This is a genomic window from Microbacterium sp. NPDC089186 (assembly GCF_040685115.1).
Lineage (GTDB): Bacteria > Actinomycetota > Actinomycetes > Actinomycetales > Microbacteriaceae > Microbacterium > Microbacterium galbum.
Genome location: NZ_JBFBHJ010000001.1, coordinates 632995 through 655245 on the forward strand (window position 1 = coordinate 632995; position 22251 = coordinate 655245).

Annotated in this window: 22 protein-coding genes; 15 read left to right on the forward strand and 7 right to left on the reverse strand. The window is 70.7% G+C overall.

Going from position 1 to position 22251, the window contains the following annotated elements:
• Positions 1-32 precede the first annotated feature (32 nt).
• The 8 genes from AB0N82_RS02975 to AB0N82_RS03010 all read left to right on the forward strand — a co-directional run bounded on the left by AB0N82_RS02975 (position 33) and on the right by AB0N82_RS03010 (position 7274).
• Entirely contained in the window at positions 33-881 is an 849-nt protein-coding gene (locus AB0N82_RS02975; protein WP_315993959.1) for a serine hydrolase, read from the forward strand.
• Positions 882-1086: 205 nt separating this feature from the next.
• Entirely contained in the window at positions 1087-1503 is a 417-nt protein-coding gene (locus tag AB0N82_RS02980) for an ester cyclase (protein WP_315993960.1), read from the forward strand.
• 146 nt (positions 1504-1649) lie between these two features.
• Positions 1650-3743 carry an APC family permease gene (locus tag AB0N82_RS02985; protein ID WP_363387939.1) on the forward strand — a complete coding sequence of 698 codons (2094 nt, stop codon included), beginning with the start codon at positions 1650-1652 and terminating at the stop codon, positions 3741-3743.
• A 251-nt stretch (positions 3744-3994) separates the two neighbouring features.
• The gene (locus AB0N82_RS02990; protein WP_363387942.1) at positions 3995-4846 is read left to right on the forward strand and encodes a MarR family winged helix-turn-helix transcriptional regulator; all 852 of its coding nucleotides are present in this window, start codon (positions 3995-3997) and stop codon (positions 4844-4846) included.
• 184 nt (positions 4847-5030) lie between these two features.
• Positions 5031-5504, forward strand: a complete 474-nt coding sequence (locus tag AB0N82_RS02995) for a hypothetical protein (protein WP_363387945.1) — start codon at positions 5031-5033, stop codon at positions 5502-5504.
• A 7-nt stretch (positions 5505-5511) separates the two neighbouring features.
• The gene (locus tag AB0N82_RS03000) at positions 5512-5889 is read left to right on the forward strand and encodes a hypothetical protein (RefSeq protein ID WP_363387948.1); all 378 of its coding nucleotides are present in this window, start codon (positions 5512-5514) and stop codon (positions 5887-5889) included.
• Between the two features lie 16 nt (positions 5890-5905).
• Positions 5906-6814, forward strand: a complete 909-nt coding sequence (locus AB0N82_RS03005) for a CPBP family intramembrane glutamic endopeptidase (protein WP_363387951.1) — start codon at positions 5906-5908, stop codon at positions 6812-6814.
• A gap of 100 nt (positions 6815-6914) precedes the next feature.
• The gene (locus AB0N82_RS03010) at positions 6915-7274 is read left to right on the forward strand and encodes a PLD nuclease N-terminal domain-containing protein (protein WP_315993962.1); all 360 of its coding nucleotides are present in this window, start codon (positions 6915-6917) and stop codon (positions 7272-7274) included.
• A 108-nt stretch (positions 7275-7382) separates the two neighbouring features.
• On the opposite strand, the gene arfB is transcribed toward AB0N82_RS03010, so the two are convergent.
• Positions 7383-7811, reverse strand: coding sequence for an alternative ribosome rescue aminoacyl-tRNA hydrolase ArfB (gene arfB, locus AB0N82_RS03015; protein WP_315993963.1), 429 nt, complete (start codon positions 7809-7811; stop codon positions 7383-7385).
• Positions 7812-8009: 198 nt separating this feature from the next.
• Here arfB and AB0N82_RS03020 point away from each other — a divergent pair, with 198 nt between their 5' ends.
• The 7 genes from AB0N82_RS03020 (at position 8010) to AB0N82_RS03050 (ending at position 16185) form a co-directional block, all read left to right on the forward strand.
• A complete protein-coding gene (locus AB0N82_RS03020; protein ID WP_363387956.1) occupies positions 8010-8150 on the forward strand; it encodes a hypothetical protein in 141 nt (46 codons plus the stop codon).
• Positions 8147-8236, forward strand: coding sequence for a K(+)-transporting ATPase subunit F (gene kdpF, locus AB0N82_RS03025; RefSeq protein WP_363387959.1), 90 nt, complete (start codon positions 8147-8149; stop codon positions 8234-8236). Before AB0N82_RS03020 ends, kdpF begins: the two co-directional genes overlap by 4 nt.
• A 2-nt stretch (positions 8237-8238) precedes the next feature.
• Complete coding sequence (gene kdpA, locus AB0N82_RS03030) at positions 8239-9924, forward strand: potassium-transporting ATPase subunit KdpA (protein WP_363387962.1); 1686 nt, start codon at positions 8239-8241, stop codon at positions 9922-9924.
• Positions 9924-12161 carry a potassium-transporting ATPase subunit KdpB gene (kdpB, locus tag AB0N82_RS03035; RefSeq protein WP_363387965.1) on the forward strand — a complete coding sequence of 746 codons (2238 nt, stop codon included), beginning with the start codon at positions 9924-9926 and terminating at the stop codon, positions 12159-12161. The genes kdpA and kdpB overlap by 1 nt, the downstream gene beginning before the upstream one ends.
• 12 nt (positions 12162-12173) lie before the next feature.
• Positions 12174-12764, forward strand: coding sequence for a K(+)-transporting ATPase subunit C (gene kdpC, locus AB0N82_RS03040; RefSeq protein ID WP_363387968.1), 591 nt, complete (start codon positions 12174-12176; stop codon positions 12762-12764).
• 179 nt (positions 12765-12943) lie between these two features.
• On the forward strand, positions 12944-15517 hold the full coding sequence (locus AB0N82_RS03045; protein ID WP_363387971.1) for a DUF4118 domain-containing protein: 2574 nt from the start codon (positions 12944-12946) through the stop codon (positions 15515-15517).
• Positions 15514-16185, forward strand: a complete 672-nt coding sequence (locus tag AB0N82_RS03050; RefSeq protein ID WP_363387974.1) for a response regulator — start codon at positions 15514-15516, stop codon at positions 16183-16185. The genes AB0N82_RS03045 and AB0N82_RS03050 overlap by 4 nt, the downstream gene beginning before the upstream one ends.
• Before the next feature lie 167 nt (positions 16186-16352).
• On the opposite strand, the gene AB0N82_RS03055 is transcribed toward AB0N82_RS03050, so the two are convergent.
• The 6 genes from AB0N82_RS03055 to AB0N82_RS03080 form a co-directional block, all read right to left on the reverse strand.
• Positions 16353-16829 (reverse strand): hypothetical protein, encoded by a 477-nt coding sequence (locus AB0N82_RS03055; RefSeq protein WP_363387977.1) that lies wholly within the window; start codon positions 16827-16829, stop codon positions 16353-16355.
• 96 nt (positions 16830-16925) lie between these two features.
• Positions 16926-17765, reverse strand: coding sequence for an ATP-binding cassette domain-containing protein (locus tag AB0N82_RS03060; protein ID WP_363387980.1), 840 nt, complete (start codon positions 17763-17765; stop codon positions 16926-16928).
• Positions 17758-18567: an ABC transporter ATP-binding protein gene (locus AB0N82_RS03065; protein WP_315993973.1), complete on the reverse strand. Its 810-nt coding sequence runs from the start codon at positions 18565-18567 to the stop codon at positions 17758-17760. Before AB0N82_RS03065 ends, AB0N82_RS03060 begins: the two co-directional genes overlap by 8 nt.
• Complete coding sequence (locus AB0N82_RS03070; RefSeq protein ID WP_315993974.1) at positions 18564-19475, reverse strand: ABC transporter permease; 912 nt, start codon at positions 19473-19475, stop codon at positions 18564-18566. The genes AB0N82_RS03065 and AB0N82_RS03070 overlap by 4 nt, the downstream gene beginning before the upstream one ends.
• Positions 19472-20530, reverse strand: a complete 1059-nt coding sequence (locus AB0N82_RS03075; RefSeq protein WP_315993975.1) for an ABC transporter permease — start codon at positions 20528-20530, stop codon at positions 19472-19474. Before AB0N82_RS03075 ends, AB0N82_RS03070 begins: the two co-directional genes overlap by 4 nt.
• A gap of 11 nt (positions 20531-20541) precedes the next feature.
• Positions 20542-22131 (reverse strand): ABC transporter substrate-binding protein, encoded by a 1590-nt coding sequence (locus AB0N82_RS03080; protein ID WP_315993976.1) that lies wholly within the window; start codon positions 22129-22131, stop codon positions 20542-20544.
• Positions 22132-22251 lie beyond the last annotated feature (120 nt).

Genomic DNA, 22251 nt, shown 5'->3' on the forward strand with positions numbered 1-22251 from the left:
GAGGTCGGTCGGGCCTCCGTAGCCTTGTGCACATGTGCCGCGCCACCCGCCTCCGCGACGAGCTCGTCGCCCGCATCGACGACACGGGCTTCCGCGCCCACGGACTGCACGTGCGGGTCGGCGACGCCGTCGCGGAACACCGCTGGGCGCCCGACGAGCGCGAGGAGATCCACTCGGTCGCCAAGGCCGTCGCGGTGCTCGCTGCGGGGATCGCGGCCGACGAGGGTCTCGCGGCGCTGGACGCCCCGGTGGGCGAGCTGCTGCCCGCCGCAACCGACGTGACCCTCCGCCACCTCCTGTCGATGTCGAGCGGCATCGACTTCCCCTACTCCGAGACGATGATGACCGACTGGCCCGACGTCGCCGCCGAGTTCCTCTCCCGCCCCACGCGGGGGCGCGTCTTCCAGTACTCCAACGCGAGCACGTACACCGCGATGCACGCGCTGTCGCAGCGCACGGGCGACGTCGAGGAGTTCCTGCGACCGCGGTTGTTCACCCCGCTGGGTCTCGACGACGTCGCATGGCGACGCTGCCCGCTCGGGCGGGTGCTCGGTGGCGAGGGACTCTCCCTCCGCACGGAGGAGATGGCCCGTCTCGGAAAGCTCATCCGCGACCGCGGCATGTGGGACGGGCGCCGCCTCGTCTCGGCGCAGACGGTGGATGCGCTGCACACGGCGTGGATCGGAACGGGGAGCGCGGGAGAGGGCTATCGCCGCTACGCGCTCGCGGGATGGGACGGCCCCGGTGCCGCGTGGCGGCTGCATGGCGCGCACGGCCAACTGCTCGTCTTCGTCGCCGACACCGTCGTCACGATCACCGCGCACGACCACGTCGGCGCCGACGCGATCGCCGCATACATCGCCGAGCGCTGCGCCGCCTGACCCCGTCGAGACCGCTCCCGCGTCGAGGCCCATCCTTCGACGGGGCCGCATCTCGTGCCCGGCGTCGTGGCGCCGCGACACCCGGCACAGCAGGCCGACCGACGACGGTCAACCCTCCGGTGACGACCGAGGTGGCGGCATACCGTCGCTCGCGACCAGCACGGTCGATTCAGGCACCGGTGGCGTGCAGAAAAGGTGAGATCCCATGACTCGTGAGCAGAACATCGCATCCCAGCAGGCATTCGGCGAGGCGGTGAACGCGGGCGACTTCGCCGCGTTCGACGACCTCGTCGCTCCCGATTCGGTCGACCACGACCCGGCGCCCGGTCAGGAGCAAGGTCCGCGCGGGTACGCCGCGTTCTTCGGCGAGCTGCGGACGGCGTTCCCCGACATGGCACTCGCGGTGGAGAAGCTCGTCGCGGATGACGACAGCGTCGCGTTCGCGTACACGCTGACCGGGACGCAGACCGGCGAGTTCCGCGGCCACGCTCCGACAGGCCGGCCGGTGAAGATCCGCGGCGTGCAGATCAGCACCTTCGTCGACGGCAAGCTCGCCGAGCGCTGGGGAAGCAGCGACGAGCTGGGCATCCTCACCCAGCTGGGCCTCGCGCCCGACGCGTGACGGACAGATCGCACCCGCGAGAACACCCTTCGGCACTCCCGGACGACGTCCTTCACCCGATGGAGGTCGTCCGGGAGGATCCGTGGAGGTCGACCATCCGGTGAACGACGTGCGCGTCGGATTGCGCAGCGCCCGGAGTGCGCGTAATGTCGCGCGCCGTGACTGACGAAAGTCGCGTTGACGGCGAAGAGACGCCGATCGCGAAACGCATTCTGATCGGCGAGCCTCTCACCTCCGAGAAACTCGACGAGCAGCTCCTCCCCAAGAAGATGGCACTGCCCATCTTCGCCTCCGACGCCCTTTCCTCGGTGGCATACGCCCCGCAGGAGCTGCTGATGATCCTGCTCATCGGCGGAACGGCTCTGTTGACCCTCAGCCCGTGGGTCGCGGTGGCCGTCGTGGTGCTGCTGGTCGTGGTGGTGCTCAGCTACCGTCAGCTCATCAAGGCCTACCCCTCGGGCGGCGGCGACTACGAAGTAGCCAGCAAGAACCTGGGCGAAGTGCCGGGGGTCGTCGTCGCAGCGGCCCTGCTCGTGGACTACGTGCTCACGGTGGCCGTGTCGGTGGCATCCGGTGTCGACAACATCATCTCGGCGCTCCCGGAACTCAACCCGTTCCGCGTCGAAATCGCGGTCGGGTTCGTCATCCTCATCGTCATCGTCAACCTCCGCGGCGTGCGCGAGGCCTCGAGCGTCTTCGCGATCCCCACCTACCTGTTCATCGGGTCGGTCGGCGTGATGATCGTCGTCGGCCTGGGTCGTACCCTCTTCGGTTTCGCCCCCGTCGCCTCGAGCGCGCAGTACGCGGTGCAGGCGGAGTCGCTGACGCAGGCGGCGCTGATCCTGCTCGTCTTGCGCGCGTTCTCGAGCGGCTGTTCCGCTCTCACGGGCGTCGAGGCCGTGTCGAACGGCGTGCCCGCGTTCCGGATGCCGAAGATCCGCAACGCCCAGACGACGCTGACGATGATGGGCGGCATCGCGATCATCCTGTTCGTGGGCCTCACCGCGCTTGCGCTGATCTCGGGCGTGCACTACGCCGAGAACCCCTGCCACCTCATCGGGTTCGACTGCGCGAACAACCCGCAGCCGAGCCTCATGGCCCAGGTCGCCGCGGCGACCTTCGGCATGGGCAGCATCCCGTTCTTCATCATCCAGGCCGCGACCGCGTGCGTGCTGCTGCTCGCGGCCAACACCGCGTTCAACGGCTTCCCGCTGCTCGGGTCGGTGCTCGCGCGCGACGGCTACGCCCCGAAGGCGCTCAACACCCGCGGCGACCGGCTCGTGTACTCGAACGGCATGATCATCCTCGGCATCGTCGCCATCGGTGTGCTGATCGTCTACCAGGCCAACCTCACCACGCTGATCCAGCTGTACATCATCGGCGTCTTCGTGTCGTTCTCGCTCGGTCAGATCGGCATGGTCAAGCACTGGCGCCGCACGCTGCGCGGATTGAAGGACCTGCCCCCCGAGGCGGCGAAGCAGCAGTCGGCGGCGATCGAACGCCGCTCGGCCATCGCAGGCCTGTGGATCAACTCCGTCGGCGCGGCCATGACCGTGCTCGTGCTGCTCATCGTGACCATCACGAAGTTCACGCACGGCGCGTGGCTGGTGTTCATCGCCATCCCGATCCTGGCGGTGCTCATGATCGGCGTGAACCGGTACTACCGCGACGTCGAGCACGAGATCCGCATGGACGACGACGTGCACTTCGGCTCGTCGGGCGACGTCGCCATCGTCCTCGTCAACCGCCTGCAGAAGCCCGTGATGAAGGCGATCGACTACGCCCTCGCCGCCAACCACGACAAGACCCTCGCCGTGCACGTCGCCATCACCGACGAAGACGCGGCGAAGCTGCAGAGGGAGTGGGCGGAGCACAACATGCCCCTGCCCCTCGTCATCATCGACTCGCCGTACCGCACCTACAGCTCGCCCGTGTCGACGTTCATCAAGAAGTACCGCGCGAACAACGGCTCCGCCGTCGTCACCGTGTACCTGCCGCAGTTCATCGTGGGGCACTGGTGGGAGTCGATCCTCCACAACCGCCGCTCGCGCCGCCTGGCCCAGCAGCTCATGCTCGTGCACGGCGTCTCGATCACGCTCGTGCCGTGGCTGCTCGACTCGTCGGAGCTCATCTACGGACGCCGGTCGCGCCCCCTGCCCGGCCAATCGCGCAGCGGCCGTCCGATCGCCGAGGTCCCGGCGCAGCGCGTGAAGAAGACGCCGTCGAATCCGGCATCCTGATCCAATCCGGACGCCCTCGCCACGCGGCGGGGGCGTTCGGCGTTTCGCGCGGCAGGCCGCCCGGGCGCCGACCGGACCGGTCTACGGGACCGTGAGACTGCGCGGCCCTGACGAATCGGCGGCATGCTGCGGCCGAGATGTCAGCCGCATGCCGTCTCGTCGAGCGCCGAGCGATCGAACGGCATCGTCACGTTCGGGTCGCTCCGAACATCCCCTGGTTGGATGGAGGGTCACGAGGAGGATCGAGAACAGTGGACGCCCTGTCGCGCGCCCGGGCGATGCAGCTGCTCGGCGCGTTCAACGACCAGATGACCCGTGTCATCGACGGCGTCTTCGGAACGCAGTGGGCGGAGATCGAGGAGATGTCCGCCCTGGTCGCGCTCGCGTCGGAGCGCTCGTTGACCACCCGCCGTCTGGCCGAGGTCAGCGGGCTCGGACGTCGGGCGATCTCCCGATTGGTGGTTCGCCTGCGGGCCGAGGGGGTCGTGACGACGCGTGCCTCCGGCACCGACGGGCGGGCCGTGGAGGTCGCGCTCACCCCCGACGGCGAGCGGCTCGCGGAGGGCCTGCGCACAGCCATCACCGCCTTCCTGCGTCACAGCGCCGAGATCGCCGCCGAGATCAGCCTCGGCCTGGGCGACCCCGCGACCACCGAGCTCCCCGCCATCCCCGCGGACGCCCTGGAGCTTCTCGGCCGCGTCTGCGCCTCGGGGGCGGCGCTCGTGGGCTACATGCCGGCCGCGGCTCGCGAGGGGAAACGCGCCGCGCGGCAGCGCGCGGCACTGGTCGCCATCGCGATGCAGGACGGCGTGCGCCCCTCCGCCCTCTCCGCCCCGCTCGAGGTCTCACCCGCGGGCGTGGCGTACATCGTCGACCAGTTGTGCGCGAAGGGGTTCGTGGAACGTCGGCGCGGCGAGGTCGCCGGCGATGCGCGCGCCGTACTGCTGCGCGTCACCGACGAGGGGATGCGGGCCGTGGCGTCCGTGTCCGCCGGGATCGAGAGCGAGAGCGCACGCCTGACCGCACTGTTCGCCGAGATAGCCGTCTGGCGGCCTCCCGCGGGCGCGGTGCCTGTCGGCGGCGATCACACGCGCGCGCGATGACGACGCCCGCCGTCGGTCGGCGCTCGGGTCGCTCGCGCGATGACCACGCTCTCGGCCGGCCTTCGGGTCGCTCGCACGATGACGACGCCCGCCGCACTCTCCGGACCGCCCCATCGCATCTTGCGTTGTTCGGAGATGTCCTGAACACTTCATTAAGAAGTGTCCTGAACGCGGAGGGGGCGACATGTCGAGAGAAGACCACGCACGAGAAGGCGCGCAGGCGGCCGTGGGAGACGACGAGGTCATCGACGTGGCGGTGGTCATGCCGCGCGGGTCGACGAAGTCGGGCATCCTGGGCGCCGCGGTGGGCGCGGGCTTCGGCGGCGACAACGCGATGGCCTGGGGCGTCACCGGGGGCATGCTCGCGCAGCGGGCGGCGAGCGCATCGAAGGGGAGCTATCCCTCGATCGTGCTGGCCCTGTCCGCGACGCGACTGTATGTTCTGGGTCGCTCCTCGACCGGGATCGTCGGGGGATGGAAAGACCTCCACCCCGTCGCGCACATCGACCGCGCGAACCTCACGGTCCACCGTCGCCACAGCGGAACGGTGCGGGTGCTCGAACTCACGGACACGACCACCGGGAGCACCCTTGAGTTCGAGGCGATGCACGTCGGCGGCCTGGGCCTCGACGACCTGCTCGCTGAGTTGAGCGACTGACGAGACGGTGGCTTACAACGACCGACCCCCCGGGGTCACGTTCGTCGCCGTGCTCGCCTGGCTCTCGGCCGCGCTGCAGATCCTCCTCGGCATCCTGCTACTGACCGGCACCCTGGCTGCCGACGGGGTGTCCGTTCCCTCGACGTGGTTCTCGATCGCGATCGGGGTCATCACCTTGCTGGTGAGCTTCGGACTGTTCAGCGGAAACCGGCTCGCGCGCGCGATCGTCACGGCATCCCTCGTCCTGTCGATCCTCAGCGCGGCGCTGCAGGCGGTTGTTCACCGTGACGCCGACGTACTCGTCGGCTCGATCGTCACCATCCTGCTCGCGGTGTTCGGCATCGCCCTGCTCTTCACGACTCGCGCTCGACGCTTCTTCGCCTGATACGAAAGGTCCCCTCATGTCTCGCACTGAGAAACTCGCCCCGGTCGAGACCGGCGCGAACGCCTGGCAACGGTTCTGGAACCGCGGCGGATGGTGGCGCGCCGTGCTGATGGCCGTCATCTACCTCGCCCTTTACAACGGCATGGGTCTCGCCCTCGCGCCGGTGCTGAGCGGCCTCGTGAACGTCGAGAACCTGTTCGGTGATCCGCTCTCCGCCTTCCTCGCAATCGGCCTTCAGCCGCTGCTCGGCAGCATCGTGCTCGTGATCATCGCCGCGAGCATCGGGTGGCTCCCCCGCCCCCTGTTCGGGCGCCAGCCGGTGCTCCCGCGCAGGTGGTGGTTCTGGCTCGGGCCGATCTTCGTGCTCGTCCCGATCGTCGGCCACTTCTTCGGCATCGACTACGCCCGATACGGCACCGGAGTGGTACTGGCCGTGCTCGCGGCGGGCCTGTTCGTGGGCTTCTCCGAGGACTTCCTCACCCGAGGCATGGCGGTGGTGATGCTGCGCCGCCACGGCTATCGCGAGTGGGCGGTGATGGCGCTGTCGTCGCTGATCTTCGCCTCGCTGCACTTCTCCAACTTCTTCACCGGACAGCCGGTGTCGACCGTATTGCCGACCGTGATCTACGCCTTCGCGTTCGGAGTCTGCATGTACGCCACCCTCCGCGCCGGTGGCTCGCTGATCTGGCCGATCCTGCTGCACATCTTCACCGATCCCACGACGATCCTGTCGTCAGGCGGGATCGACGACGGCACGCACGCCGCCCTGAACACGGGTAACACCATTGCGATCGCCGGGACCTTCGCCTACCTCACGTGGGCCGTCGTGCTGCTCGTCGTCACCCGTGGCGATGCCGAGGGCCGCGCCGACGCCGACGAGCAGCCGCGGCGACGCGCGACGCACGCCGAGCCCGCGGCATCCTGATCCGATCCGGACGCCCTCGCCACGCGGCGGGGGCGTTCGGCGTTTCGCAACGCGGCCAGAAGGTGGACGCCGCGCGGAGTGCTCCGCCAGGGTGGGGGCCATGCCGATCCTCGCTCTGCTGACCCTCGTCGTGATGGTGATCGCGCTGATCGATGCCATCACGCGCCGCGACGACCAGGTCAAGCACATGCCGAAGTTCGTGTGGGTGTTCTTCATCGTGCTGCTGCCGCTGATCGGGTCGATCCTGTGGTTCACGATCGGGCGCGAGTACGAGCAGCGCACGGCTCCCCTGACTTTCGGTGACCCGCGGCGGTGGCAGAGGCAGCCCGACCCGTCGCCCGCCCCGGCCCCGCGCGACGCACGCACCACGGAGCAGCAGATCGCCGACCTCGAGCGCGAGATGCACCTCGCCGACCTCGAGGAGCAGGTGCGTCGCCGCCGCGCCGAGGGCGGCGCCTGACGCGCCCGACCAGGGTCGAGTGTCCACGACACCCGGACCGATCTCCGGAGCGTCCGGGTGTCCTGGACACTCGGCGGGGATGGCTGGGCCGACGCGGGCGCGCGCCCGTCAGTCCGTCGGGCGCTGCCGCATCCGCTTGACGTCGGTGCGACGCTGCTTGGCCTGCAGGCGGCGCTCCTTCGACCCGCGGGTCGGCTTCGTCGCCCGGCGCGGCGGAGCCGGGGGCCGCACCGCCTCGGCCACGAGGGCGGCGAGCCGGGCGCGGGCCGCGTCGCGGTTGCGCAGCTGCGCCCGATGCTCGGAAGCCGCGATCGTCAGCACCCCGTCGACCAGCCGGTCGCCGAGCCGCTCGAGCACGCGCTCGCGCTGCACGGTCGAGAGAACGGCGGATGCCGTGGCATCCCACATCAGCTCCGCGCGCGAATCGGCGGTGTTCACCCCCTGACCGCCCGGGCCCGACGAGCGCGAGAACCGCCACGACAGCTCGGACGCGGGGATCACCAGCCCCGCGCTCACGCGCACGTCGTTCTCGGCCATGTCTCCATCATGCGCGGTCGGCGCACATCTCCTGCAGAATCCGCGCCCCCGTAAGCACTCCGTATGGGTCCGTGAGCGACCCGTAGGGAAAGCGTTAGGGCCCGAGGATGCCGCGGCCCGGCGGAGTTGTATCGACAGACGTGCCGCCCCGCGGCGCCCGCGGCTCGCCCGCGGTTCCGTCCCGAACCTGGAGTCGTCGTGCTCGATGTCGTCTTCCTCGCCGTGACCGCCGCGCTGTTCGCGCTGGTCGCGCTCGTCGCCAAGGGGGTCGAGAAGTTGGGCCCCGAGGCTCGTTCCTCGTCCGCCCGCCCCGTAGGACGCGGAGGCGACCGGTCATGACCTTCTTCTCGATCCTCGCCGCGGTGCTCGCGGTCGCCGCCGTCGTCTACCTCGTGGTCGCCCTCGTCCGACCGGAGAAGTTCTGACCATGGACGGTGGAAGCATCTGGTCGATCGTCCTGACCGGCCTCACCCTCGTCGTCGCGCTGGGCCTGGCCTATCGCCCGCTCGGCGACCACATCGCCCGCATCTACACCGGCGAGCGCGACCTCGCCGTCGAGCGCGGCACCTACCGTCTGATCGGCGTCGACGCCCGCAGCGCACAGACGTGGCAGGCCTACCTGCGGTCGGTGCTGCTGTTCTCGTTCGTGAGCGTCGTCTTCGTCTACACCCTCATGCGCCTGCAGCCGCTGCTGCCGTTCGCCCTGGGGCTCGAGGCGCCGGGCGAGGCCCTCTCGTTCAACACCGCGGTCTCGTTCGTGACCAACACGAACTGGCAGTCGTACTCCGGCGAGACCACGCTCGGGTACACCGTGCAGTTCGCCGCCCTCACCGTGCAGAACTTCGTCTCGGCCGCCGTGGGCATCGCGATCGCGATCGCCCTGGTGCGCGGCTTCGCGTACCGCCGCAGCGGCGTGATCGGAAACTTCTGGGTCGACCTCGTGCGCGGCACCTACCGGCTGCTGCTGCCCTTCTCGATCGTCGCCGCACTCGTGCTGCTCGCCGGCGGTGTCATCCAGAACCTCAACGGCTTCACGGATGCCACGACCCTGGCCGGGGCGGCGCAGTCGATCCCGGGTGGGCCGGTGGCATCCCAGGAGGCCATCAAGCTGCTCGGGACCAACGGCGGCGGCTTCTTCAACGTCAACTCCGCCCATCCGTTCGAGAACCCGACGCCGTGGACCAACCTCTTCGAGATCTTCCTGATGCTGGTCATCCCGTTCTCGCTGCCCCGCGCCTTCGGCCGCATCGTGGGCGATGACCGCCAGGGCTACACGATCCTCGGGGTGATGGCCGCGATCTTCGTGGCATCCACGGCTCTGCTCACGTGGGCCGAGACGGTGGGGGCGGGTACCGCCCCGGGCCTCGCCGGCGGCGCGATGGAGGGCAAGGAGGTGCGGTTCGGCATCTTCGGCTCGACGCTGTTCGGCTCGACGAGCACCCTCACCTCGACCGGTGCGGTGAACTCGATGCACGACAGCTACACGGCGCTGGGCGGCATGATGCCGATGATCAACATGATGCTCGGTGAGGTCGCCCCCGGCGGTGTCGGCTCGGGCCTGTACGGCATGCTGATCCTCGCCGTGATCGCGGTGTTCGTCGGCGGCCTGCTGATCGGCCGCACGCCCGAGTACCTCGGGAAGAAGATCGGGCCGCGCGAGATCAAGCTCGCGAGCCTCTACATCCTCGTCACCCCCACCCTCGTGCTCGCCGGGACCGCCCTGAGCTTCGGGGTTCCGGCCATCCGCTCCGACGTCGAGACCACGTCGATCTGGAACCCGGGCGTGCACGGCCTCAGCGAGGTGCTCTACGCGTTCACGTCGGCGGCGAACAACAACGGCTCGGCTTTCGCGGGCCTCACCGCCAACACCCCGTGGTTCACCACCGCGCTCGGTGTGGCGATGCTGCTCGGCCGCTTCCTGCCGATCGTGTTCGTGCTGGCCCTCGCCGGCGCCCTCGCGGCCCAGGATGCCGTGCCGGCGACGGTCGGAACCCTGCCCACGCACCGCCCGCAGTTCGCGGGCCTGCTGGCCGGTGTCGCCGTGATCGTCACCGCCCTCACCTATTTCCCCGTCCTCACCCTCGGACCCCTCGCTGAAGGACTGACCCGCTGATGTCCACCCTCACCCACGCCCCGGCGCCCGAAGCGTCGGCCCCCACCTCCGATGCCCCGCGCCGAGCCTTCAGCACCGCGCAGATCGTCGCCGCCCTCCCCGGCGCGGCGAAGAAACTGAACCCGGCCGCGCAGTGGCGCAACCCGGTGATGTTCCTCGTCTGGGTCGGCGCCGCGCTGACCACCTTCATCGCGGTCGCCGAGCCGTTCCTCGGGGCTGCCGACGGCTCCCTGCCCTTCGGCTTCACCTGGGGCATCGCGATCTGGCTGTGGCTCACGGTGTTCTTCGCGAACATCGCCGAGTCGGTCGCCGAGGGCCGCGGCAAGGCGCAGGCGGCGACTCTGCGCAAGACGCGCACGACGACCTCGGCGCGGCGGGTCGTCGCGTACTCCCCCACGGACCCCGGGGCGGTGAACGCGGCCACCGAAGACGTCCCCTCGGGCGACCTGCGCGTCGGCGACATCGTGCTGGTGGAGACCGGGGAGCTGATCCCCGGCGACGGCGACATCGTGCACGGCATCGCGACCGTCGACGAATCGGCCATCACGGGCGAATCGGCACCGGTGGTGCGCGAGTCGGGCGGCGACCGCAGCGCCGTCACCGGCGGTACGCGCGTGCTCAGCGACCGCATCGTCGTGACGATCACGTCGAAGCCCGGTGAGACGTTCGTCGACCGCATGATCGCGCTCGTCGAGGGCGCGTCGCGCCAGCGCACGCCCAACGAGATCGCGCTCAACATCCTGCTGGCGAGCCTGTCGATCGTGTTCGTCGTCGTCGTGCTCGTGCTGAACCCGATCGCCTCGTACGCGGCATCCCCCGTGTCGATCCCCGTGCTCGTGGCCCTGCTCGTCTGCCTGATCCCGACGACCATCGGGGCGCTGCTCAGCGCCATCGGCATCGCGGGCATGGACCGCCTGGTGCAGCGAAACGTCCTGGCCATGTCGGGACGCGCGGTCGAGGCCGCGGGCGACGTCACCACCCTGCTGCTCGATAAGACCGGCACGATCACCTACGGGAACCGTCGCGCGTCGGCCTTCGTGCCTCTCGACGGCGTCGGCGGGCCGATGCTCGCCGAGTTCGCCTCGCTGTCGTCGCAGGCCGACCCCACGCCCGAGGGCGTCTCGGTGGTCGAGCTCGCAGCGGCCCAGGGGATCGTCGCCGAGATGCCCCGCGGCGCGGAGCCCGTTCCCTTCACGGCCCAGACCCGCATGAGCGGCCTCGACCTCGTCGACGGCACGCAGGTGCGCAAGGGCGCCGCCTCGGCCGTGGTGGCCTGGCTGGCGGCATCCGGCTCCCCCGTTCCCGAGGCGCTGCGCGCGCAGCTGCAGAACGCGACGGATGCCATTTCGCAGTCGGGCGGCACGCCGCTGGTCGTCGCGACGTGGACGCCGGCGCGGGGCCCGGTGGCTTCGACGGGCTCAGCCACCTCTGAAACCGAGGTCGCGGAGCACGCGACCGAGGTCCCTGAGCCTGTTGAAGGGACCGGAACCGGCGTCGGCCGCGTGCTCGGCGTCATCCACCTCAAGGACGTCGTCAAGGACGGCCTGCGCGAGCGCTTCGGCGAGCTGCGCGCGATGGGCATCCGCACCGTGATGATCACGGGCGACAACCCCCTCACGGCCAAGGCGATCGCCGCCGAGGCGGGCGTCGACGACTTCCTCGCCGAGGCCACCCCCGAAGACAAGCTCGCCCTCATCCAGCGCGAGCAGGAGGGCGGCAACCTCGTCGCGATGACCGGCGACGGCACGAACGACGCCCCCGCGCTCGCTCAGGCCGACGTGGGTGTCGCGATGAACACGGGCACCTCGGCCGCGAAAGAGGCCGGCAACATGGTCGACCTCGATTCCGACCCGACCAAGCTCATCGACATCGTGCGCATCGGCAAGCAGCTGCTCATCACGCGCGGTGCGCTCACCACGTTCTCGCTCGCCAACGACATCGCGAAGTACTTCGCGATCATCCCGGCGATGTTCATGGGGGTGTTCCCCGGGCTCGCGGTGCTCAACATCATGCAGCTGTCGTCGCCGGCATCCGCGGTGCTCAGCGCCATCATCTTCAACGCGATCGTCATCATCGTGCTCATCCCGCTGGCCCTGCGCGGTGTGAAGTACCGCGCGGCGAGCGCCTCGAGCATCCTCAGCCGCAACCTGCTCGTGTACGGGCTCGGCGGCGTCCTCGTCCCCTTCATCGGTATCAAGCTCATCGACCTCGTCGTGAGCCTGCTCCCCGGCTTCTGAAAGGCCCCCCTGATGCGCACCACCCTGCGTACCGCCGGCGTCGCCGTCCGCGCGATGCTCGTCTTCACCCTGCTCCTCGGCGTCGGCTACATGCTGCTGATCACCGCCGTCGGCCAGATCGCCCTGCCGTTCGCGGCGAACGGTTCGCTCATCAGAACGGCCGACGGGCAGGTCGCGGGTTCGCAGCTGATCGGGCAGTCCTTCACGGATGCCGACGGCAACGCCCTCCCGCAGTACTTCCAGTCCCGTCCCTCGGCCGCGGGCGACGGCTACGACTCCGCGGCATCGAGCGGGTCGAACCTCGGCCCCGAGAATGACGACCTGATCTCCTCGATCGAGGAGCGCACGGCCGCCGCGGTCGAGCTCGACGGATCGGGTCGGATCCCCGCCGATGCCCTGACCGCCTCGGCATCCGGGCTCGACCCCGACATCTCGGTCGCCAACGCCGAACGACAGGTCGCCCGCGTCGCCGAGGCCCGTGGCCTCTCGGCATCCGAGGTCGAATCCCTCGTCGACGCGCACACGATCCCGCGCGACCTGGGGTACCTCGGCGATCCCCGCGTGAACGTCGTCGCGCTCAATCGCGCGCTCGACGCGCTCTGAGAGACGAGAATCAGGGACATGCGTCTGTCACCCGCCGCCGTCGCGCCTCCCGCGCGGCGGCGGCGTGCGCTCGGAGCACCCCTGCCGAGTGTCCAGGACACGCCGCGCGCCCGCCGCGGAACCGGCGTGTCCTGGACACTCGACGGGCTTCCGGCGCGGCCGAAACCGGGGAGCCTCGCGTGAAGCGCGGGCGGCTGCGCGTGCTGCTCGGTATGGCGCCGGGCGTCGGCAAGACGTACGAGATGCTCGAAGAGGGGCGCCGCCTGCGCGACGAGGGGCGCGACGTCGTCATCGCGATCGTCGAGACCCACGGTCGTCTCGCGACGGCCGCCCAGGCCGAGGGCCTCGAGGTCGTTCCGCGCCGCAGCGTCGCGCATCGCGGCGTCGCGCTCGACGAGATGGACCTGGATGCCGTGCTCGAGCGGCACCCGCACATCGCGCTGGTCGACGAGCTCGCGCACACCAACGCGCCCGGCTCGCGTCACGATAAACGCTGGAACGACGTCGAGAAGCTGCTCGACGCGGGCATCGACGTCATCACGACCGTGAACGTGCAGCACATCGACTCCCTCAACGCCGTCGTCGAGAAGATCACCGGCGTGACCCAGCGCGAGACGGTCCCGGATGCCGTGGTGCGCGCCGCCGACCAGATCGAGGTCGTCGACCTCGCGCCGCAGTCCTTGCGCGACCGCCTCGCGGCCGGCTCGGTGTATCCGGCCGAGCGCATCGACGCGGCCCTGTCGAACTACTTCCGCCTCGGCAACCTGACGGCGCTGCGGGAGCTCGCGCTGCTGTGGCTCGCCGACGAGGTCGACTCGGCGCTCCAGCGCTACCGCTCCGAGCACGGCATCGAGGGGTCGTGGCAGGCGCGCGAGCGCGTGGTCGTGGCCCTCACCGGCGGCCCCGAGGGCGAGACCCTGCTGCGCCGCGGCGCGCGCATCGCCGCCCGATCGGCGGGCGGCGAGCTTCTCGCCGTGCACGTGTCGACGCAGGACGGCCTGCGCGCCAGCGCCCCCGGTGCCCTCGCCGAGCAGCGCGCGCTCGTCGAGACCCTCGGCGGCAGCTACCACCAGGTGGTGGGCGACGACCCCGCCACCGCGCTCGTCGACTTCGCGCGATCGGTGAACGCCTCGCAGCTCGTCATCGGCGTGAGCCGCCGCGGACGCCTGGCCACCGCCCTCACCGGTCCCGGCATCGGCGCGACCGTCATCCGCCTCTCGGGCGACATCGACGTGCACATCGTCAACCACGCGCGCGCGGGCGGGCGCTTCGCCCTCCCCCGCCTGACCGGCCCCGCGCTCAGCGCGAAGCGTCGCATCCTGGGCTTCGTGGCCGCCCTCGCGGGCGGACCGCTCATCTCGCTGCTGCTGCTGTCGACGGGATCCGACGACTCCATCACGACCGACGTGCTGGCCTACCAGCTGCTCGTGGTGATCGTCGCGCTCATCGGCGGCATCTGGCCGGCGGTCTTCGCGGCGGTGCTGTCGGGGGTGACGCTGGACTTCCTCTTCATCCAGCCGCTGTACACGGTCACGATCTCCGACCCCGTGCACGCGATCGCGCTGGGGCTGTACGTGATCATCGCGATGCTCGTGAGCATCGTCGTCGATCAGGCCGCCCGACGCGCCCGCGCGGCCCGCCGCGCCGCGGCGGAGGCCGAGCTGCTGGCGACCGTCGCCGGCAGCGTGCTGCGCGGCGAGAGCGCCGTTCCCGCGCTGGTCAGCCGTGCCCGCGAGGCGTTCGGACTCGCCGGCGTGCGACTCGTGGCATCCGACGGATCGACCCTGGCCACCGACGGCGAGCCCGTTCGCGACGGACGCTCGACCACCGTGCCCGTGGGCGACGACCGCGCGCGCCTCGAGCTGCACGGGCGCGACCTGGATGCCGGAGAGCGGCGCCTGCTCGACGTCGTCGTCGCGCAGCTCGCCGCCGCCCTCGAACGCACCGACCTGGCCGAGACCGCGGCCGAGGCGGGGGCGCTGGCCGAGACCGACCAGGTGCGCAGCGCCCTGCTGTCGGCCGTGAGCCACGATCTGCGTCGCCCGCTCGCCGCCGCCGTCGCCTCCCTCGGGGGCCTGCGGGCGGCCGGCGACAACCTCTCCGACGACGATCGCCGCGAACTGCTCGAGACCGCCGACGAGAGCCTCGCGACGCTGTCGGTGCTGGTCACCGACCTGCTCGACGTGAGTCGCGTGCAGGCCGGGGTGCTCGCCGTGTCGCTCACCGAGGTGGATGCCGCCGGCGTCGTGCTCGCGGCCCTCGACGAGCTCGATCTGGGCCCGGATGACGTCGAGCTGGCCCTCGACGCCGATCTGCCGCCGCTGCGGGCCGACCCCGTGCTGCTGCAGCGCGTGCTCGTGAACGTGCTCGCCAACGCCGACCGCTACACGCCCGCGGGCCGGCGCGTGCGTATCGCGACGAGCCGCTTGGGCGGCACGGCCGAGATCCGCGTGATCGATCACGGTCCCGGCATCGCCGCCGACCGCCGCGAAGACATGTTCTCGCCGTTCCAGCGCCTCGGCGACACCGACAACACCGCGGGCCTCGGCCTCGGACTCGCGCTGTCGCGCGGCTTCGCCGAGGGCATGGGCGGAACCTTGACCCCCGAGGACACCCCCGGCGGGGGCCTGACGATGGTCGTGGCGCTGCCGGTGGCCCCGGACAGGCCGGTCGACGACCCGTACACGAGCCGTGCCGCAGCGGGTCTCGGCGCCCAGGCCGCGGCATCCGGATCCCGAGAGGACGCAGCGTGAAGGTACTGATCGCCGACGACGATCCCCAGCTCGTCCGCGCCCTGCGCATCACCCTCGCCGCGCACGGCTACGACGTCGTCGCCGCGGCCGACGGCGCCGCGGCCATCACGCTCGCCGCGCAGGCGCATCCCGACATCGTGCTGCTCGACCTCGGGATGCCGCACCTCGACGGCGTGCAGGTGATCCAGGCGCTGCGCGGGTGGACGACGGCCCCGATCATCGTCGTGTCGGGCCGCACGGGCTCGGCCGACAAGGTCGAGGCGCTCGACGCCGGCGCCGACGACTACGTGACCAAGCCGTTCCAGATCGACGAGCTCCTCGCACGACTGCGCGTGCACGCGCGGCGCACGGCGCCCTCGACCGGGGAGTCGATCGTGCGCTTCGGCGACGTCGAGGTCGACCTCGCGGCGAAGGCGGTGCTGCGGGCGCAGACCCGCGTGCACCTCACCCCGACGGAGTGGCGGATGCTGGAGTTCCTGGCCCGCAACCCCGGCTCCCTCGTCACGCGACAGACCCTGCTGAAGGAGATCTGGGCCAGCGAGCAGGTCGCCGACAGCGGCTATCTGCGGCTGTACATGTCGCAGCTGCGCAAGAAGCTCGAAGCCGACCCCTCGAACCCGGTTCACCTGCTGACGGAGCAGGGGATGGGGTACCGGCTGGTGGTGTGACACCGGCGGAAGCCGTCCCGTCCCGCCACCGCCGGTGTCGCGTCCGCACCGCGAGGCCGGTCCTCAGGAGCGCGGCTCGACCTCGACCGCATCCGGGGCCTGCGCAGCCTCGAACTCCGCCTGCACGCGTGCGCAGCGGCAGGCGAAGACGATCGAGTGCAGCAGCATCAGCGCACCTCGCCGACCGTGTGGCATCCGGGGCAGGGGAAGGCGATGCGGTCGCCCACGCGCACGTCGCCGGGCAGGACGACGGTGCCGCACGAGTCCTCCCCGTGCGCATCGAGCACGGTGAAGGGCTCGTCGTACGCGTACGACACCCGCCCGAGCAGCCGGGCCTCGCGCCAGACCGCCTCGAGGCCCGCGACGCATGCGTCCAGGCGCAGCGTCGCGGGCGTGGCATCCACCACCGTCGCGACCACGACGGTCGTCGACAGCACGGCGGATGCCACCCCGCCCGACGCCGGGATCACCGCCGGGCCCGTGCACACGCACGGCGTGCCGCAGATCTCGGCGTATCGGGCTACCGACATCGCCCGCACGGTCACGTCGTCGAGCGTGGGGGCGGAGCCGGCGGGCCAGGCCGCCGCGTCGAAGGGCGCCGGGATGCTGGCGCGGAGGGTGGGGAGCAGGGCCGTGAGGGTCATGGCATCCGGTCTACGCCGCGAACGGGCGCCGATCCGCCGCCCTCATGGTTTCCGAACGACCGCCGCGGCGGTTCTCACTGTTCGCCTACGGCAGGCTCAGTTCAAGACGGACGGTACCTCGGCCCAGACCGCGCGATCCGCGACCGAGGGAGCCGCCGGGATGCGCCCCTCACCGTCCGGCTCGGGGATCGCCGACAGCAGGGCGCGCGTGTAGGGATGCCGCGGCTGCGCCCACAGGTCGGAGGTCGGCCCCGATTCCAGGACGCGCCCGCCGAACATGACGTGCGTGCGATCGGCGATGCGCCGGACGACCGCGAGGTCGTGCGAGATGAACAGCATCCCGGCGCCCGCCTCGGCGACCAGGTCGCGCATGAGCGCGGCCACGCTCGTCTGCGTCGACGCGTCGAGGGCCGAGATCGGCTCGTCGGCGACGAGCAGCGACGGACGCGCGGCGAGGGCGCGTGCGATCGCGAGGCGCTGCTTCTGACCGCCCGAGAACTGATGCGGAAAACGAGTGGCGACGGCGGCCGGCAGCCCCACGCGCTCGAGCCATTCCTCGACGCTCGATCCGGCCGCCCCGCGCGCGCGAGCGGTCGCGATGCCGTCGGCGATCTGATCGCCGACCCGTCGGCGCGGGTTCAGCGAGGTCGACGGGTCTTGGAACACCATCTGGATGCGGGTGAGCGCCCTCGCGCGTCGGCGCAGCCCGAGCGGGGCGACGGGCTCACCCTGGAACAGCACGGTGCCACCGGCGGTCTTCTCGATGCCGACCACGGCACGCGCGAAGCTCGACTTGCCGCTGCCCGACTCCCCCACCAGCGCCACGGTCTCGCCCGGGGCGACCCGCAGCGACACCTGGTCGACGGCGACCACGGGAGGAGTCCCCGGGTAGCGCACCGTGACGCTCTGCGCGTCGAGGACGGCGGTGTCAGTCATCGATCTCGCCCTTCGTCGCGGCATCCGGAATCTCGATCTTCGACCCCGGCAGCGCCGCCAGCAGTGCACGCGTGTAGGCATGCCGGGGGTCGCGGAAGAGGGTCTCACGGTCGGCGCGCTCGACGATGAGCCCGTCCTTCATCACGGCCACCTCGTCGGCGATCGCGCTCATCACGCCGAGGTCGTGCGTGACGAGCAGGACCGCGAGGCGGCGCTCGGTCGCCAGATCGCGCAGCAGCTGCAGGATGCCGGCCTGCACGGTCACATCGAGGGCGGTGGTCGGCTCGTCGGCCAGCAGCACCTCCGGGTCGCACGCGAGGGCGCACGCGATCGCGATGCGCTGGCGCTGACCGCCGGAGAACTGGTGCGGGTAGCGTCCCAGGGCTTCCGCGGGGCGCGGCACCTGCACGGTCTGCAGCAGCTCCTCGGCCCGCGCGCGAGCGGCCTTGCCCTTCAGCCCGAGGTGCACGCGCAGGTGGTCGGTGAGCTGGCGACCGACCGTCAGCTGCGGGTGCAGCGACGACGACGGGTCCTGGAAGACCATCGCGATGCGTTTCCCGCGGATGCGGTTGAGCGCGCGCCGACCGAGCCCGAGGATCTCGTCGCCGGCGAGCAGGATCGACCCCCCGGTACGCGCCTGCCGCGGCAGCAGCCCGAGCACGGCGAGGGAGGTGAGCGTCTTGCCCGACCCCGACTCTCCGGCGAGGCCGTGGATGCGACCCGCCTCGAGCTCGAGGGAGACGCCGCGCACCAGCGGGCGGCCGATGTCGATCGTCAGGTCGCGGATGGAGAGGGCGCTCACGCGGCCACCCCCGTCGCCGAGGCCTGGTGGTCGGCCTGGCGCTCGTGCGTGATCTCCGCCGTCGGGTCGAGCACGTCGCGCATCGCATCGCCGAGGAAGTTGAATGCCAGCACGACCGTGAGGATGGCCAGGCCCGGGAACACTCCCAGCCACCAGGCGTCGAAGTTCTGCATCGCACCCGAGATCATCGACCCCCATTCGGCCGTCGGCGGCTGCGCGCCCAGGCCCAGGAACGACAGACCCGACAGCAGGAGGATCGCCGCGCCGATGTCGAGGGTCGCGAGCACGAGCACGGGGCCGGCGATGTTCGGGAGGATGTCGACGAAGAGCGTCCGCAGCGGCGAGTGGCCGAGCAGGCGCCCCGCGATGACGTAGTTCTGTCCGCGGAGTCCGAGCACGATGCTGCGGGTCACGCGCGAGTACTGCGGCCACGACACCACGATCGCCGCGATCACGGCGTTGAAGAGCGAAGGCCCCAGCGAGGCGGTGACGACCATGGCCAGGATGACGGTGGGGAAGGCCATGAAGAGGTCGGTGATGCGCATGAGGGTCTCATCGACCCACCCGCCGAAGTAGCCGGCGACCGAGCCGACGACCGTGCCGATGATCATCGCCGCGATCACGAGCATGAGAGCCAGCGGGAGGCTGACGGTGGCGCCGGTCATCAGTCGCGAGAAGATGTCGCGTCCGTTGCCGTCGGTGCCCAGCAGCGTGTCGACGCCGGGCTCCTGCAGGCGCGGCAGCACCTGCGCGTTCGGACCGAACGGCACCCACCACTGCGCGGTGAAGGCCACCACGATCCAGGCGCCGGCGATGATCGAGCCGATGATCCCGAGAGGCGTGCGCCAGGCGCGGGGCCAGCGGAAGCGGAGTCGTCCGCGCCTCGACGCGGCGGCGAGGTGGCTCATGCGATCCTCACTCTCGGGTCGAGCACGCCGTAGAGCAGGTCGACCACGAAGTTGATGAGCAGGTAGATCAGGCCCACGACGAGACCGACGCCCATGATCCCGGGCAGATCGAGATTGGCGGCGGAGTTGTAGGCGTAGGTGCCCAGCCCCGGCCAGGCGAAGACCGATTCGACCAGGACGGTGCCCGACAGCAGCGCGCCGAACGCGACGCCGACGACGGTGAGGATGGGCAGTGACGCCCCGCGCAGCACGTAGTCGAGGATGATCCGCATCGCGGGGAGCCCCTTCGCGCGGGCGGCGCGGACGTAGTCGCTGCCGAGCACCTCCAGCACCGAGGTGCGGATGAAGCGGGTGAGCAGACCGATCGTCACGAGGGAGAGCACCATGACCGGCAGGGCGAGGTGCGCGAGGGCATCGAAGAAGCCGACACCGTCGCCGTTGAGGAGGTAGTCGACCGTGTACAGCCCGGTGACCCGCGGGGGCGGGGTGATGGCGGGCGAGATGCGGCCCGAGCCGGGCGCGATGCGCAGCTCGAGGAAGAACACGTAGAAGCTGACCAGTGCCAGCCAGAACGTGGGCACGCTGAGGCCGATGAGCGTGACGACGCGGATCACCTGATCGGACACGAGCCCGCGGCGGTAGGCCGCGAGGGTGCCGAGCACGATGCTGACGACGAGGCTCAGGACGATCGCGCCGATGGCGATCTCGATCGTGGCGGGGACCGCCGTGGCGAGATCGCTGGTGACCGGTCGACCGGTCACCAGCGAGGTGCCGAGATCTCCGCGCAGCAGGTTCCCCATGTAGATGACGTACTGCACGACCGCGGGCTGATCGAGCCCCTGCTCGCGGATGAAGGCCTCGCGGGTCGCCGGGTTCTGCGAGGCGCCCTCGCCGAGGGCGGCCGAGACCGGGTCGCCGGGGACCAGGTTGGTGAGCGCGAACGTCACCACGGTCACGCCCACCAGCAGGATGAGGGAGGTCCCCGCGCGGCGCAGCAGGTAGCCGATCAGGGGCGATCGGCGACGCGCCCGCCGCTGCGCCGGCTGTGTCGTCATGAGGGTCCCGCTCAGCCGGCCGGCGTGATCTCGGCGATGTCCATCTCCCAGACCGAGTTGTACACGGCACCCGTGACGGTGTTCGCGGTCGCGATGTTGCGGCCGGGGATGATGAGCGGCACGAACGGCCCCTCGGCCTGCATGGCCTCGGCGAAGTCGGTGAAGGCCGCGGTGCGCGCGGACGCATCGGTGGCCGAGGCGGCGTCTGCGGCGATCTTCGCGATGGTCGGGTTCGCCTCCGCGGTCCAGCCGGAGCGCAGGCCCACCTTCAGGCCGGGGCCGAAGGGGAGGAAGTTCGCGGAGTCGGCGTAGTCCGGACCCCAGAACCACAGGCCGAAGCCCTCGGTGCCGCCGACGTAGGCGTCGAGCTCGGTCGCGAAGGGAGCGGGAGCGAGCTCCACCGCGATGCCCGCATCCTTCAGCTGCGACTGCACCCGCTCGGCGAGAGGGGTGAACTCGACGCCGCCGACCGGGTAGTCGTTCGGGAACTGCAGGCGCAGCGTCTGTCCCGCGTAGCCGGCCTCGGCCAGCGCCGCCTTGCTCTTGGCGAGGTCCTGGGTGACGCCGGAATCCAGCGCCCCCTCGAAGCCCAGCGGAATCACTCCAGTGGCCTGCGCGGCGCCCGCGCCGGCCAGCTCCAGCAGTGCGTCGTAGTCGAGGGCGTAGCGGATGGCCTCGGCCATCTTGACGTTTGCGAGGTCGCCGGCGACCGCGGGCGACTGGTTGAGCAGCAGGAAGATCGTCTGACCCGAGGGCACCGAGTCGACCGTCAGCGAGTCGCCGAGGCCCGACACCTGGTCGCCGTTGAGGTCCATGGCGACCATGGAGTCGCCGCCCTTGAGGTTCGCCAGCTGCGTGGCGCTCTCGGTCACGTTGCGCACGACGACACGGGAGAAGTCCGACTTCTCGTCACCGTTGTAGGCGTCGTTGCGCGTCAGCACGACCTGCGACGAGAGGTCGAGGGTGTCGAGCACGAACGGGCCCGAGCCTGCCGAGGCACCGTCGAGGTACTTCTGCGCCGAGTCGGAGCCGTCGGTGCTGCCGCCGTTCTCCTTCACGACGTCGGAATTGACGATGCCGAGCGCGGGGTTGGCGAGGATCGCGGGGAGCTGCAGCAGCGGCGTCTGCGACGTGAACGTGATCGTCTTGTCGTCGACCTCGGCGATGGTGATGCCGCCGAGCAGGAAGTTCGGCTTGGCGTCGGCCATGCCCTGGATGCGCTGCAGGCTGAACACGACGTCCTTCGCCTCGATCGGCGAGCCGTCGGAGAAGACGCGGTCGCCCTCGAGCGTGAAGGTGAACTCCGTCGCGGCATCGTTCTGCGTCCAGGAGGCGAGTCCCGGGACGGGCGTGGAGACATCGGACCCGTCGAAGTCGACGAGGGTCTCGTAGATCGCCTTGGCGATCATGTTGCCGGTCGGGTCGTACGTGTGGCCCGGGTCGGCGGTCTCGATCGAGAATGCGGTGTCGATGACGAGCGACTGGTTGCCTTGGCCGCCGCCGCCGTTGGTGTTCGCCGAGTTGCCCCCGGTGCACCCGGCGAGCGCGAACAGCGCGACCGCTCCGATCGCGAGAACCGACGTGGTGCGACGTGACGACATGGGGGCCTCCGGAGCCGAGGAGTACATTCGGGAAAGTCGTCGGACAAGTGGACGACCGGGTTTAGATTCGCACCTTATGCGACGATGTGTCCAGCGATGTTACACAGAGGCGTCGGTCCG

Coding starts and splice junctions, on each gene's coding strand:
- AB0N82_RS02975 (WP_315993959.1), top strand. CDS start 33: ATGTGCCGCGCCACCCGCCTCCGCGACGAGCTCGTCGCCCGCATCGAC.
- AB0N82_RS02980 (WP_315993960.1), top strand. CDS start 1,087: ATGACTCGTGAGCAGAACATCGCATCCCAGCAGGCATTCGGCGAGGCG.
- AB0N82_RS02985 (WP_363387939.1), top strand. CDS start 1,650: ATGTCGCGCGCCGTGACTGACGAAAGTCGCGTTGACGGCGAAGAGACG.
- AB0N82_RS02995 (WP_363387945.1), top strand. CDS start 5,031: ATGTCGAGAGAAGACCACGCACGAGAAGGCGCGCAGGCGGCCGTGGGA.
- AB0N82_RS03005 (WP_363387951.1), top strand. CDS start 5,906: ATGTCTCGCACTGAGAAACTCGCCCCGGTCGAGACCGGCGCGAACGCC.
- AB0N82_RS03010 (WP_315993962.1), top strand. CDS start 6,915: ATGCCGATCCTCGCTCTGCTGACCCTCGTCGTGATGGTGATCGCGCTG.
- arfB (WP_315993963.1), bottom strand. CDS start 7,811: ATGGCCGAGAACGACGTGCGCGTGAGCGCGGGGCTGGTGATCCCCGCG.
- kdpF (WP_363387959.1), top strand. CDS start 8,147: ATGACCTTCTTCTCGATCCTCGCCGCGGTGCTCGCGGTCGCCGCCGTC.
- kdpA (WP_363387962.1), top strand. CDS start 8,239: ATGGACGGTGGAAGCATCTGGTCGATCGTCCTGACCGGCCTCACCCTC.
- kdpB (WP_363387965.1), top strand. CDS start 9,924: ATGTCCACCCTCACCCACGCCCCGGCGCCCGAAGCGTCGGCCCCCACC.
- kdpC (WP_363387968.1), top strand. CDS start 12,174: ATGCGCACCACCCTGCGTACCGCCGGCGTCGCCGTCCGCGCGATGCTC.
- AB0N82_RS03055 (WP_363387977.1), bottom strand. CDS start 16,829: ATGACCCTCACGGCCCTGCTCCCCACCCTCCGCGCCAGCATCCCGGCG.
- AB0N82_RS03060 (WP_363387980.1), bottom strand. CDS start 17,765: ATGACTGACACCGCCGTCCTCGACGCGCAGAGCGTCACGGTGCGCTAC.
- AB0N82_RS03070 (WP_315993974.1), bottom strand. CDS start 19,475: ATGAGCCACCTCGCCGCCGCGTCGAGGCGCGGACGACTCCGCTTCCGC.
- AB0N82_RS03075 (WP_315993975.1), bottom strand. CDS start 20,530: ATGACGACACAGCCGGCGCAGCGGCGGGCGCGTCGCCGATCGCCCCTG.
- AB0N82_RS03080 (WP_315993976.1), bottom strand. CDS start 22,131: ATGTCGTCACGTCGCACCACGTCGGTTCTCGCGATCGGAGCGGTCGCG.